Source organism: Geopsychrobacter electrodiphilus DSM 16401 (assembly GCF_000384395.1).
In the GTDB taxonomy this organism is placed as follows: Bacteria; Desulfobacterota; Desulfuromonadia; order Desulfuromonadales; family Geopsychrobacteraceae; genus Geopsychrobacter; species Geopsychrobacter electrodiphilus.
Genome location: NZ_ARWE01000001.1, coordinates 3,392,656 through 3,405,852, shown reverse-complemented (window position 1 = coordinate 3,405,852; position 13,197 = coordinate 3,392,656). Strand labels below are relative to the sequence as shown.

At 57.0% G+C, this 13,197-nt stretch carries 10 protein-coding genes; 4 read left to right on the top strand and 6 right to left on the bottom strand.

The genetic code is table 11. The features are described from left to right. Positions 1-71 precede the first annotated feature (71 nt). The 3 genes from rsgA (at position 72) to D888_RS23350 (ending at position 4,885) form a co-directional block, all read left to right on the top strand. Positions 72-1,079, top strand: a complete 1,008-nt coding sequence (gene rsgA / locus D888_RS0116090) for a ribosome small subunit-dependent GTPase A (RefSeq protein ID WP_026362441.1) — start codon at positions 72-74, stop codon at positions 1,077-1,079. Between the two features lie 130 nt (positions 1,080-1,209). Further along, complete coding sequence (locus D888_RS23355) at positions 1,210-2,040, top strand: DUF3014 domain-containing protein (protein ID WP_083928889.1); 831 nt, start codon at positions 1,210-1,212, stop codon at positions 2,038-2,040. Between the two features lie 139 nt (positions 2,041-2,179). Continuing rightward, positions 2,180-4,885 (top strand): EAL domain-containing protein, encoded by a 2,706-nt coding sequence (locus tag D888_RS23350; RefSeq protein WP_169513295.1) that lies wholly within the window; start codon positions 2,180-2,182, stop codon positions 4,883-4,885. 13 nt (positions 4,886-4,898) lie between these two features. Here the strand turns inward: D888_RS23350 and D888_RS0116075 are convergent, their stop codons facing one another. Both D888_RS0116075 and D888_RS0116070 read right to left on the bottom strand, forming a co-directional pair. Beyond that, positions 4,899-5,198 carry an MTH1187 family thiamine-binding protein gene (locus D888_RS0116075; protein ID WP_020677596.1) on the bottom strand — a complete coding sequence of 100 codons (300 nt, stop codon included), beginning with the start codon at positions 5,196-5,198 and terminating at the stop codon, positions 4,899-4,901. Between the two features lie 34 nt (positions 5,199-5,232). Beyond that, positions 5,233-7,362 carry a thioredoxin domain-containing protein gene (locus D888_RS0116070; RefSeq protein WP_020677595.1) on the bottom strand — a complete coding sequence of 710 codons (2,130 nt, stop codon included), beginning with the start codon at positions 7,360-7,362 and terminating at the stop codon, positions 5,233-5,235. Positions 7,363-7,636: 274 nt separating this feature from the next. On the opposite strand from D888_RS0116070, the gene D888_RS0116065 reads away from it, so the two are divergent. Beyond that, positions 7,637-8,413, top strand: a complete 777-nt coding sequence (locus D888_RS0116065; protein ID WP_020677594.1) for a COG4705 family protein — start codon at positions 7,637-7,639, stop codon at positions 8,411-8,413. Between the two features lie 128 nt (positions 8,414-8,541). Here D888_RS0116065 and D888_RS0116060 read toward each other — a convergent pair whose 3' ends face one another. Genes D888_RS0116060 through D888_RS0116045 form a run of 4 tightly spaced genes read right to left on the bottom strand, consistent with a single transcriptional unit; the run spans position 8,542 to position 13,156 of the window. Beyond that, positions 8,542-11,196 carry an ABC transporter permease gene (locus tag D888_RS0116060; protein WP_020677593.1) on the bottom strand — a complete coding sequence of 885 codons (2,655 nt, stop codon included), beginning with the start codon at positions 11,194-11,196 and terminating at the stop codon, positions 8,542-8,544. Continuing rightward, entirely contained in the window at positions 11,193-11,852 is a 660-nt protein-coding gene (locus tag D888_RS0116055) for an ABC transporter ATP-binding protein (RefSeq protein ID WP_020677592.1), read from the bottom strand. Before D888_RS0116055 ends, D888_RS0116060 begins: the two co-directional genes overlap by 4 nt. Continuing rightward, positions 11,845-12,510 carry an ABC transporter ATP-binding protein gene (locus D888_RS0116050; RefSeq protein WP_020677591.1) on the bottom strand — a complete coding sequence of 222 codons (666 nt, stop codon included), beginning with the start codon at positions 12,508-12,510 and terminating at the stop codon, positions 11,845-11,847. Before D888_RS0116050 ends, D888_RS0116055 begins: the two co-directional genes overlap by 8 nt. 1 nt (position 12,511) lies before the next feature. Continuing rightward, entirely contained in the window at positions 12,512-13,156 is a 645-nt protein-coding gene (locus tag D888_RS0116045; protein ID WP_020677590.1) for a PsbP-related protein, read from the bottom strand. Positions 13,157-13,197 lie beyond the last annotated feature (41 nt).

The window sequence follows — 13,197 nt, the reverse complement described above, 5'->3', positions numbered from 1 at the left end:
CTGTGCCGTGCCGTTAAACGCTGCGCGATTCCGGTATCTCCCCTATTTCGCTTCATGCTAATCTGCCATCCATGAATCTAGAAGACTACGGGTGGAACGAGAGCTTTGAGCAGGTGTTCAGCCCTTTTGCGGCACAAGGGCTGTTGCCGGCGCGCGTGTTTCGTGGTGAAAAGAATTATTTCCGGGTGATCTGTTCCCTCGGGGAATTAACTGTGCGTTTCGCCGGGAAGATGCGGCATAACGCCGAAGGACGGCAGGATCTGCCGGTGGTTGGCGACTGGGTCGCCATTGAGGCGCAGCCGGAAGCGGGGCGTGGCATGATCCACGCTATTCTCCCCCGGTTCTCCTCCTTTGCGCGCAATCTCCCCGGCCGGCGCAAGGGGAAGGGGCGCGAGCGCATCGAGCAGCAGGTGATCGCCGCCAACGTCGAGCGCGTGTTTATCGTTTGTGGCCTCGATCAGGATTTCAGTCTGCGGCGCATTGAACGCTACCTGACCCTGGTCAAGGCAGGGGGCGCTGAAGCGGTAGTGGTGTTGAACAAGGCGGACCTCAGTCATGATGTCGACAACCAAAGGCGGCAGGTGCTTGAGGTTGCGGCGGGTTCACCGGTTGAACTGCTGAGCGCCAAAGATCAGACGCAGGTCGCACAGCTCAAGGCTTATTCGCGCCCGGGAGAGACTCTGGCGCTGCTCGGCTCGTCCGGAGTCGGCAAATCGACTATCATTAACGCCCTGCTCGGTGACGAGCGCCAGAAGGTCGCCGCCGTCAGTGCGGGGATCGGCAAGGGGCGGCACACTACGACCCATCGCGAACTTTTTCTTCTGGATGGCGGTGGCGTCCTGATGGACAATCCCGGCATGCGTGAGCTGCATCTCTGGGGCGAAGAAGAGGATCTGGTCGAATCATTTGCCGAGATTGAAGCCCTGGCCCTGCAATGCCGTTTCTCCGACTGCGGACATCAATCTGAACCGGGTTGTGCGGTACAGGCAGCGGTTGTCTCATCGACCCTCGACGATCTCCGTCTGGCCAACTATCTGCGTTTGAAAGATGAACTCTCCCAGCTGCAACGACGGCGCTGATTTTCTCTATAAAGAGAAATATGCAGCTCTAACGTTGACCGGACCGCATTGCTGTCTTACGCTTACTGGTGGAGTCTGGGGGGACATTCGTCCGTTTTTTTTTGCGGGCCCTGCTTTTCGATCAGGATGAATGATGAAACTGAGAATTTTGGCGCTGGTGCTGTTGGTAGCTGCCGCAGTCGGCTGGTATCTTGCTGCGAATCTTGAGGAGTATTTCCCGGAGAATAAGCCCTTAAGTGTACTAAATGTCGTTCCGGAACCAGCGACTGAGTCTGAGAGCTCCCGTCTCCCGGTCCCTCCCCGCCATCCGGTTGTCCCGCTCGAGAGTCCGGCTGTCAGTGCTTCTGTCGAGCCTGAGGCGCTCCCTTTCCCCACGGATCTCGAGGGCGCGGATACCTATCTGAGGACCCGGTTACCTCAGTTGCTGAAGGACCAAAAGCTGCTATTGCTGCTCGATCTGAACTTTTTTATTCAGAAGCTGGTGCTCTTTGTTGATCATCTCCCGGAGCAGAGCATTCCCCGGCTGTACCTGCCGTTCGTCCCCCCCGAGCCGGGTTTTGTGACCAGCGGAAGTGGTGACCAACGCACCCTCGGCAAGACAAACATGCTGCGTTATCTGGCCTATGTCAAACTGGTTGAAATAATCCCGGATGAGGTCTTGCTGCGTCTCTATCGTGGGCTTTATCCCCTGTTTCAGCAGGCCTACCGTGAAGCTGGTGAACCCAGCGGCTATTTTAATGACCGTCTTATCGTTGCCATCGATGACCTTCTCGCGACCCCGGAGCCGCAGGAGCCCATAGCGCTCGTCCGTCATATCAACCGTTTCCGTTATGCCGATCCGGATCTGGAGTCCCGTTCAGCGGGGCAGAAGATTCTGCTGCGCATGGGAGTTGAAAATACCCGGCGCGTCAAACAGAAACTTCAAGGCCTGCGTGAGGCCCTGGTCCGAAAAGATTGGTAGCTTTCCGTCACTGCTGCTTTCCTGCGTCAAACCTCTCCCTCAGGAGGAGCTTGCAATTATTCCCAGATCGAGTAGTCTGGGAATAATTAATGATTTCTTAATGGGCTTGGGTTAATTGCCACGCTTTTGGGGGATGCCGGTGTTACGGAGCTGTCTACTACTTTTAGCCGGGATCATGCTGTTGACGGCAGCGCAGCCTTGCGCCGCCGAGACGAGTTATCGGGTTGGCATCTATCCGAATCCCCCCCTCTCATTCATGGATGATGCAGGGGCACCGAGCGGATTCTTTCCTGAACTTCTGGCAACCGCCAGTCGCAATCAGCCCTGGACTCTAAACTATGTCTCCTGCGAGTGGGCCGAATGTCTTGAACTCCTCAACCAGGGGAAGATCGACCTGCTTGGGCCGATCGCCTACACCTCTCAGCGTGCTGAACAGTTCGATTTTCTTAACACCACCCTGCTTTCAAACTGGGGTCAGGTCTTTGCCGCTCACTCCTCCCATATCTCTTCCATTCTTGACCTGAGTGGCAAGCGGGTTGCGGTTATTAATGCAGATGTTTTTCTGGAGGGTGCCGGCGGTCTGCGAGAACTGGCCACCAGCTTTGGTCTGAAGCTTCAGTTCATCCCCGTGCCGAACTATGCTGCCGCACTCCAGGCGGTCAAGGATCAGCGGGCCGATGCCGCATTAGTGAATCGGATCTTCGGCGCTTGGCATCAGGCGCAATTCGCGCTTGAACCGAGCTCGGTGCTGCTCAATCCGGTTGATATCCGCATGGCCTTTGCTCGCGGCAATGCCAGACCTCTAAAAGAGCAGCTGGAGTCTACTTTTGCCCGGTGGAAAAATTCAGAGGGCTCGCCTTATCATTTGTTACTCGGTAAATGGTTGTCACCCTCCAGTTTCGGAACGCATCTCCCTGCCTGGGTCTACCCCCTGGCCGTGGCGATTATTGTTCTGTTTTTTCTCATGTGGTTGGGGATTTATCAGACCCGCTGGCAGGTACAAATAAAGACGCGCCAAATCAAGCAGAAGAATGACCAGCTCGAAATCGAACTTGCTGCCAGGCACCGCATTGAAGCGGAACTGGTTGAACAATCAGAATTTTTACAGACGGTGATTGATGGTGTGACCGATCCGATCATGGTGATCTCACCCGAGTTCCAGCTGCTTATGATGAATCGGGTCGCCGCTGAGTGTCTGCCGGAACTGCCGCACAGGCAGAAGGACCTCTGCTGTTATCAACTCCTCCATCAAAGAGCCACCCCCTGTTCCGGGGATGACCACCCCTGCCCCCTGCATGAGGTCAAAACAACCGGCAAAACGGTCACTACCATTCATTGCCATTTTGTCGGGCAAGAGCGGCGTATTGTTGAGCTGACCGCATCGCCTATCTGGCATGCTGACGGTCGTCTGCGCGGCATGATTGAGGCTTCGCGCGACATCACCGCTCGGCTTAAGGTTGAAGAGTTGCTGGGTGAGAAGGAAAAGCGCCTGCAGCACATGGCGCATCACGACCCCTTGACCGGGCTGCCGAATCGTCTGCTGTTTGAGGACCGTTTGCGCCATGCGCTGGCAAAGGCGTTACGCAGACAACATAAAATGGCGCTGATGTTCATCGATCTTGATCGTTTCAAGAATATCAACGATACCCTGGGTCACGAGATCGGTGATCGTATGCTGGTGGAGGTCGGACACCGCTTGCGGGCTGCAGTGCGTGACGCGGATACCGTTGCCCGGTTAGGTGGTGACGAGTTTTTGATCCTGCTGGAGCAGGTCGACTGTTTTCAGACCGTTACCGCCATGGCGCAGAGGGTACGGGAGGAGTTGGGCCGCATCGCCGAAATCGACGGTTATCAGCTGGTGGCGACCGGTAGCATCGGGATCAGCATCTTTCCGGATGATGCCGGGAGCGCTGAGGATCTGATCAAATGCGCCGATGTCGCCATGTATCACGCCAAGAATGAGGGGAAGGATAACTACCAGTTCTACACCTCGCGTATGAACGCGCGTGCGCATGAAATGTTGCTGCTGGAGAGTGATCTGCGGCAGGCCCTCGAAGAGGGGCAATTCTGCCTCTATTACCAGCCACAGGTCGAACTGGCGACCGGTAAACTGATGGGGGTCGAAGCGCTGGTGCGGTGGATTCACCCTTTGCAGGGGTTGGTGCCACCGGACGATTTTATTCCACTGGCCGAAGAGACCGGACTGATCGTACCGATCGGTGAGTGGGTGCTGCGCGAGGCTTGTCGTCAGCAGGTCGCATGGAAACGGCAGGGGTTTTTCCCGCTACGCATGGCGGTAAATATCTCCGGTCGCCAATTGAAACATTCCGGGTTCATCGAGACCGTCGATCTGATCCTGACCGAAACAGGGATTACGCCGGCAGATCTGGAACTGGAAATTACCGAGAGCATCATCATGCGTGATGTAAAGTCGACGATTATGGAGCTGACCGATCTGCGCATGCGCGGCATCCGGCTTTCGGTTGACGACTTCGGTACCGGATACTCCTCGCTCAGTTATCTGAATCGCTTCCCGGTGGATCAACTGAAAATAGACCACTCCTTCATTTTCCGTCTGGTCGATGAAAAGGAGCCGGCGATGATCGTCGACGCGATCATCGCTCTAGGTCGCAGCATGAATCTGGAAGTGATCGCCGAGGGGATTGAATCACAGCAGCAGATCGATATTCTTTCCCGCCGTGGATGTCAGCTCGGGCAGGGGTACCTCTTCAGTCGGCCGATCCCTGAAGCCGAACTGCGCGAAAAGTTTCTCACGCCTGTGTTCAGTCAAAATGCAGGGGATTCGCCCTGCTTTCGGTTTAACTTTCCCGGCGCTGGAGCCTGATTTTTCTGCCGTTTCAGCCCGATTTGCTGCGCACACTCTCTATCTTGTCGGCCATGCTCTGGGCACGGTCTGTACGGCTCCCCAGTTTGATCGTGGTCGTAATGCGTGGGGCCCCCATCTCATGAACCCGTTCATGGCAGCGCCGGATCGCCATGAAAACCTCATCATATTCCCCCTCAATATTGGTACCGTAGGCATGCAGGGCTAAGTTTAACCCTGCTTCTTCAAGCACCTCCTGACAAGCGACGATATAAGGGGAGACCGAGACTCCGACCCCCATGGGTACCAGGCAAAGATCGACAATGATCTGCATCTGAAAGCTCCTGCGTGAAAATGGTTAATATAGCTTACCTGCCCAGCTGTTGTGAGAACTGGGCAGGGTCGGTCACGGGCCTGCCGCAGGCGTGATTTTCACACAGGTAGGCGGTGGTCAGGCCGTTTATCTGGTGCATGTCGCGGGTGAAAGGCGCGAGAACTGTCAGGGGATCGGGTTCTTCCGCCTCGACAAACAGCAACGACGTCAGGGTCGGATCGGCCTTGCGCAGAATCTCCAGCATCTCCCTGGTGTGTGGGTCAGCTCTTTGGCCAATGATCACCAGTTCACGGCTCTTGCCCAGCAGGCGCTCGGCGGCAGAGAGCAGATGCGGAAAGCCTTGCGGGTAACGTTTGACCTCGCTGGTTGCGCCCTCGAGCAGCCGAGCGGCACGCTCTGACCATTTGACGTCGCCGGTGAGCTGGGCGAGACGTGCCGCGACTTCCAGCGCGATGGATGGGGTTGAGGGGATCGCGCCGTCGTAGCGTTCGCTGGTGCGTTGCGGCAGCTCTTTCAGGTCGGCGCTGGTGTAGATGGTGCCGTTGCCGGCGAATTCGTCGAACAGAATGTCGGCCAGCGCCAGCGCCTGTTGCAAGCGCCGTGGATCGAGATCGGCGTGGTAAAGGTCGAGCAGTCCGCGCGCGAGATAGGCATAGTCCTCGGCGAAAGCGTTTATGGCCGCCTGTCCGTTGCGCCAGCGGCGCAGCAGGTGGCCATCCGCCTTACGCAGCTTTGTCAAAACGAAATCCGCGGTCTCGTTCGCTATCTTCAGAAGCTCATCGCTCCGGAGAATGGTTCCCCCTTTGCTGAAGGCTGAAATCACCATGCCGTTCCAGGCGGTCAGCACCTTGTCGTCGCGAAAGGGTTGGGGGCGGTGTTCACGGAGTCGCATCAGCTCTGTGCGGTCGGCATCAAGTTCGGTGCTCAGGTCCGCGGCTGACATGTCAAACTCTTTGGCCCAGACGGCAATCGGTCTGGTGCGATGCAGAATATTGTTGCCGCTTACGGCCCCGGTTGTTTCGTCGGGAAAATTCCCTGGGGTGGTCACCCCGAAATACTGCACAAAGCGTGCTCCGCGCTCCGGCCCAAGAACCTCCAGTAACTCCTTTTCCGTCCACAGATAAGTGCTCCCCTCGGCCTTTTCAGTGTCGGCGTCTTCAGCCGAATAGAAGCCGCCCTGCGGATTGCGCATCTGGTCCTGCAGATAGCTGAAGATTTCGCGGGCGGTGGCGGCATAGTCGGGCTTGCCGGTCACCTGAAACGCCTCGAGGTAGACCTCTGCCACACCCGCCTGATCGTAGAGCATCTTCTCAAAATGCGGCACCAGCCACTTTTTATCGGTGGAGTAGCGGTGGAAACCGTAACCGAGCTGGTCATAAATGCCCCCGTCGCGCATGGCGCTGAGCGTGGTTTCAACCATTGCCAGCAGTTGCGGGTTGCGGTCGATCCGGTAGCGTTGCAGTAAAAAGCTCAGCTGATGCGGACGCGGGAATTTGGGCGCCGCGCCGAAGCCGCCATCTTTGGCATCAAACTCGGAGCGCATCTGTCCGACCGCCTGCTCAATCAAGACCGGATCAAACGCCTGCGCTGCAGACTGTGGCGCCATGCTGACCAAAAACTGACGGGCGTCATGTTCGAGTTGCTGCGGATGATCGGTCCAGGCTGCGGCGATCTGCGGGAGCAGATCAACCATGCCGGGACGGTTATAACGTCCCGTCTTCGGCAGGTAGGTCGCGGCGAAGAGCGGCACCTTGTCCGGGGTCATGATGATCGTCAGTGGCCAGCCGCCCTGACCTGTCAATCTGGTTGCGACCTGCATGTAAAACTGATCGATGTCGGGGCGTTCTTCGCGGTCGACCTTGATCGCCACGAAGTCCTTGTTCAGGAGTTTTGCGACCTCGGTATCCTCGAAGCTTTCATGTTCCATCACATGACACCAGTGACAGGTCGAGTAGCCGATGGAGAGAAAAATCAGGCGCCGCTCTTTTTCGGCCAGAGCAAAGGCTTCTTCCGACCAGGGGAACCATTCGACCGGGTTGTCGGCATGCTGCAGCAGGTAGGGGCTCTGTTCCAGCCTCAGCCGGTTGCCCAGAGCCGCTTGCGGCGCTACGCCCAGCAGGATTGAGGCAAGACACAGAGGAGAGATAAAGGGATAAAATGACATGAAGTCTCCAGAGAAAGGGTTCTGCTAATTATAACCACTCTCGTCGTCAATATGCCAAGGCCCCGTCATTTTTTACGCAGATCTCAGGGTTTTAAATTTTCTCAATAAAAATGAATGTCTTCATATTGGCTTAAGGTCGTTTGAGCAACCTGCAGTTCACGAAAGGGGTTAACGCTTGACATGGGAGCTATTGGCCCCTGCCGCGCCCTGCGTGAATCATCGAACCGGCGTTTCGGGACATTCAATCTGGTTGCGCTTACTTCAGGAGAAAAAAATGAAAAACTTATTGCTTAGAGTGCCAGAAATAACCCTCATGTTCTGGGTGGTAAAAGTGCTGTCAACCACGGTCGGTGAAACCGGGGCAGATTTTCTTTCTGACAGGCTTGGCCTCGGATTGAATGGCACGACTCTGGTTATGAGTGTTTTATTGGCGGTCTTCCTCGTTATTCAGCTCAGATTAAAGCGCTATGTCCCTGCGAGTTACTGGACGGTTGTGGTGTTGATGAGTGTCGTCGGTACTCTCATTACCGATATGTTTGTTGAAAATTTTGGCGTCAGCCTGTTAACCCTGAGTATTGTGTTCACCATAACTATGCTTGCTGGTTTTGCTGTCTGGTATAAGTCCGAAAAAACACTCTCAATTCACTCCATAGATACAAACAAAAGAGAAGTTTATTACTGGATAATCATTTTACTGGCGTTCGCCCTCGGGACAGGCGCCGGCGATCTTATTTCTGAAGGTATCAACCTGGGCTACGGGGTTGCGCTGCTGACCTTTTCCCTGTCAATAGCGGTAGTAGCATTCGGTTATTATGGCCTGAAATTGAATAGTACCCTGACCTTTTGGGTGGTTTTTATTCTGACCCGACCCCTTGGGGCCTCTATCGGTGATTTCTTGATCCAGACGAAAGTCGATGGCGGGCTGGGATTCGGTATGACCCCGGTGAATGTTATTTTTCTCACCGTGATTGTCAGCCTGGTTTTCTTTATGACCCTCAAAGCAAGATCCTCCGTCGCCACAATTGAAGTTACCAATGGTGCGGATAGCTAACGCGCAATTCTTTTTTGCCCAGCACAAGAGCAGCCTTTGCCATGCGAAGGCTGCTCTTGTTTTATTTCCGCAGCATCGTCTCTTTCCGTTCCGAAAGAGACTCTCCATGCAGACCTGAACGTTCAGCATCAAAGGTTTCGTAATTCTTCGACGACCGGGCGATGTGATACCTGCCTTATGATCCAGGTCGCAAGAATTGTTGAGACAATCGCGACCACCGCCAATAGCGACAAATAGCTACAGGGGATATAGAGGTGTTCAGGCGGCGGATCAAACACCGCCGTTAAAACCTTCACCAGAATCTGTGCGATCCCCAACCCGAGGAAGGTACCGATAACGCCGCCGCCGACCAGGATCAGTAAAATTTCACTCCAGATGAAAGCTCCCAGCTGCCGGCTGCTGGCGCCCAGTGCCTCAAGGATGGCGAAATTACGGCGGCGTTCGGTCAGACCGAGCGCCAGAATCAACCCGGTCGCTCCCATGACCAGGAAGAGCGCGAGAATCAGTTCCAGGCGCGTGAGGCCGTGCAGATCAACGGAGGTTAGGCTGGAGCTGATCAGCCGCTGTGCCGAACCGAGATCGGTCACCTTGACCCCGGCCAGGGAGGAGACCGTCTTGCGCGCCTCAGCCGCCAGCTGGGCGGCGTCACCAGCGGTGCGGATCAGGACGATTTCCTGAGCTGTGATCCCGGTCTGGCGGGTGAGGTAGTCAGCATTCGCCACCAGAAAAGAATCCTTGGGCGCGGTGGGGAATTCACGGACGACCCCGATAAAGTGAAAGGGGATCAAATGATATTGGTGATCTGTCGCCAGCTGTAAGCGCAGATTTAATTGATCCCCCGGCCGGAGTTGAAAATCTCTGCGCGTCTCTTCCGAGACCAGCAGACCATCAGGATTTTTGGCCAGCAGCGCCAGCGTGGCTTTGGCATTGCCGCCGGCAAAATAGGCGTTGGACATCGGGGTCGCAGTGCCGATCTGGTCGGGGTTGATGCCGTAGATGTCCTGTAGGTCCTTGCCGACATAGGCAAACCGGTGCAGCATCGGTTGGATTGCGGCGACACCGGGCAGGGCTTTGAGCTCGGCGAGTTTGCTGCCGGGAGGCGCGGCGCTGGAGCCCTTGATCGCGACATCGGCGCCGTTGGTCAGTTCGGCATCGACGCGTGACTGGAAATTATAGGTGGTGTTGAAGGTGGCGGTGGAAACGGCAAACGAGATCGCCAGGGCGACCATGATCATCCCCCGGCTGATAAGCCGACGTTGACGGATCAATGACGCCACCACCGGCCCGGTCAGATTGGGCGCTAGGGGTCGCAGCAGCCGGAGCAGGATCTGTCGGCCATGTTCAAGGCTGTCCTCTCCCAACCGGGCGGCTAACAGGATGCCGCCGATCCAGAGGCAGAGTGGGGCAATAAAGGCTTCATAGTGGACAGATATTTGCGCGACGCCTTCGGGCGCCAGTACCACCTGATAGCCGGAGCTGGCCGTCCGCCAGTATTCAAAAAAGGCCAACCCCAGAAGAATGATATCCAGCCAGGTTTTCTGCCACAGGGGTTTGCCGGAACGCCGCAAGAGATCCCGCGAGGCGGCGACGCTGAAATGGCGGGCCTGCTGCCAGGCCGGATAGAGGGTGCTGATCAGGGCCAGAAGAAAACCTGCCAGTGATGCTCCGGCCAGCCAGCCCAGCGACTCACTGCTGTCTGCGCCAACTTGAGTCATTGTACCGGCCAGCAGGAATAAAATTCCCCCGCAAACCACCCCGCCGATCCCGACAATTGTGCTCTCCCCCAACTCAAATTTCAAAATCTGTCGGCGAGAAGCGCCGCGCACACGCAGCAGGCTTTGTTGGTGGAGGCGGTGTTTTTTACCCGAAGCCGCCACCGACAGGGTCAGGAGGATGGCTAATAATGCTCCGGGCAGACCGAGAAACAGAAAGAGGACCCGTGCATACATGGCATCGGCCCGCGTGCCGGCCAGGCGGGCGGCAAGGTTGTCGGCCACGCTGATGCCGCCTGAATTACGGGCCTCAAGATTATTGGCCAGATGTTTGACGGTCAGATAGGCATCATTCGGGTTGGTGGGGAGATCATGTCCTATTTTGACATGGTACTGGGTGCTGACTGTGTCCGGACTGCTGCTGGCCTGGGGGTCGAACAGACGGTGCCATTGCGTCCCGGGGAGCAGCAGGACATTGTCCGGCGGCGCGGTAGGAGCGGTCCCGGCTAAAGCACCCACCACCTGGAAGAGCGCATCGGCATCGGGGAGATCAACGATACCCGCAATGGTCACCGCGACCGGGGGCAAATCGATCCGCTTGATCAGCACCCTGTCGCCCGCCTTGACATGCAGATTTGCGGCGGTTTGCTGGGCGACCAGAACCCCTTGCCGGGCGCCGGTCAGCGGCCTGATCTCGGAGGGAAAGGCTTGGCGATAGGCGTCGCTTATACCAAGCACCTGACCTGGTCCCGTGGTTTGCACCGTACCGTCGGTACTGGCCTCAAAGCCAGCCGTATCCGCATAGGTCACCTGCTGCAACGCCGTATAGCGGGTGGTTTTTGCCAGGGTATCGGTAAAAGCGGCCACCGAAGTATCGCCGGATACCAGCACCTGCCAATCGATGGGGACATCGCCGATGGCGCGTTTTGTCATGCTCACGGAGCTTGAGGCGATGAAGGTCCCTAAAGCTGCAAGGGTGGCAATTGTCAGGCCGATTCCGGCCATAGTGGCCAGCAGGCGTTCCGGGCGGTAGGTCAGCAGACCCTTCAGCCAGCAGGTGATAAATCTCATGGTTTGACCTCCATCATTCCATGCTGGATATGCCATTGAATGCGCATATGCTCGGCAATGGCAGGATCGTGGGTGGCGACAATCAGGCTGGTGTCGGTCTCGGCAATCGCTGCCAGCAGGGTCGTAAACAGATGTTGGGCCGTAGGGTGGTCGAGCTGTCCGGTTGGTTCATCGGCCAATATCAGTTGCGGCCGGGCGGCCAGGGTTCTGGCCACCGCGACCCGCTGGGCCTGTCCGCCGGAAAGTTCTTCCGGCAGCTTGTCGATCAGTGCCGCCATTTCCAGATCTCTCAGGGTTTTTTCTGCTGCCATGCGGGCCGCCGCCGGGGTTATCCCCTGCAGCAGGAGCGGCAGCTCGACATTTTCGACCACCGTGAGGGGGGCTAGCAGGCTTTGGGATTGAAAGATAAAGCCGACCTTTTCCGGGCGAAGCTCCGATTTTTTGCCCAACCCGGGCCATGAGATGCTGCCTGATGTCGGGGCATCGAGTCCGCCGATCAGATGCAATAAAGTCGATTTGCCACTGCCGGAAGCGCCGACCACAGCAATATGGTCGCCGGGGGCAACGCTGCAGGTGATGGCGGTCAGTGCCGCCACCGAGATGCCGCCCTGAGTATAGGTGCGGCCAAGGTTATCCAGGTTGACAAGGTCAGGCATGAGTGACAATCCTCCCATCAAAAAGGTGGATAATCCGGTCGGCATAGTTTGCCACGGCGTTGCTGTGGGTTACCGCCAGAATAGCCCCGCCATTTTTTCGGTAGCGATCCAGCAAGGCGAGAATCTGCGCTTCGATCTCAGCGTCAACCTCACCGGTCGGCTCATCGGCCAGCAGGACTTGCGGCCGGGTGGCCAGGGCGACGGCCAGCCCCGCGCGGGCCGCTTCCCCGCCGGAGATCTGGGCGGGGCGTGCCTGCCGCCGATGCTCCAGACCGACCATCTTAAGCAGCTCGTCTAAATACGGCTGATCAACTTTGGCGGCCAGCACCATGGGCAAGCGAATATTGTCTTCGACCGACAGATGGTCCAGCAGGTTTCCCGATTGGAGCATGATCCCGATATTGCCAACGCGCGCGGCGGCCCGCTCGGCCTCCGAGCGTCGGGTCAGACGCTGGCCCGCAACGGTCACATAGCCGCCGTCCGGCTCGTCCAGCCCAGCCAGGCAGGCAAGCAGGGTGGATTTGCCGCTCCCCGAAGGGCCCTGCGCGGCGATGAACTCGCCGGCCTCCAGCGCCAGGCTCACCCCCTTCAGGGCGAGGGTCTCTTCCTCTTCAATATGGTAGAAGCGGTACAGGTCAAAGGCCTCAAGAACCCTCATATTACCTCCAGTTGAAGCTGCGTGAGATGAGACGCCACTGATCAACATTGTCCGCGCCCAGCGGAGCCCAGAGTCTGAGTTCCGCCAGCTTGCCGTTGTGGTAGTAGAAATAGCTGCTGTTTTCGAGGCGGACCTGTTTATTGATGACCGGATCCGGTTCTGAATTTGATTCATAGCGCATCAGTATGGCTGGCTGGTTGGAAAGCCTTACCGTTTTGATCTGCTTCATGATGACGGCTCTGCCGGTCTGCTTCAGCCTGGTGGCCTGGTTGTTATAGATGTCGCGTTTGTCAGGTAATTTATCTGCCTTGGTGATCGTCACCGACAATCCGTTCAGTTTGTCCTGAAAGGTAACGGCATGTTCACTGGTTGTCCGGGCCCAGCCTTCCGGAACTGAAAGTCGGTAGCCTGCTTGCGATGAGGAGTAGGGGACAAACACCTGGCTGTCCGGGATATCGCCAGGAGGATTTTTTTCCGCTGCGACCGGCAACTCTGAGCGCCTGCTGTCCATGCGCGGGGAACTGGCAGCCGGGTTGTCACTCGCCCAGACCCGGCCTGTCTCGCCGTAGCCGCTCATGCCCGCGACCAGGGCAAGAGCAATAAGAAATGATAATTTTGTTTTCGATTTTTTTGTCTTCGAGGTCATTTTCAGTCCCTTTCTTTTGCTATACAGCGTTGTCCGGATTG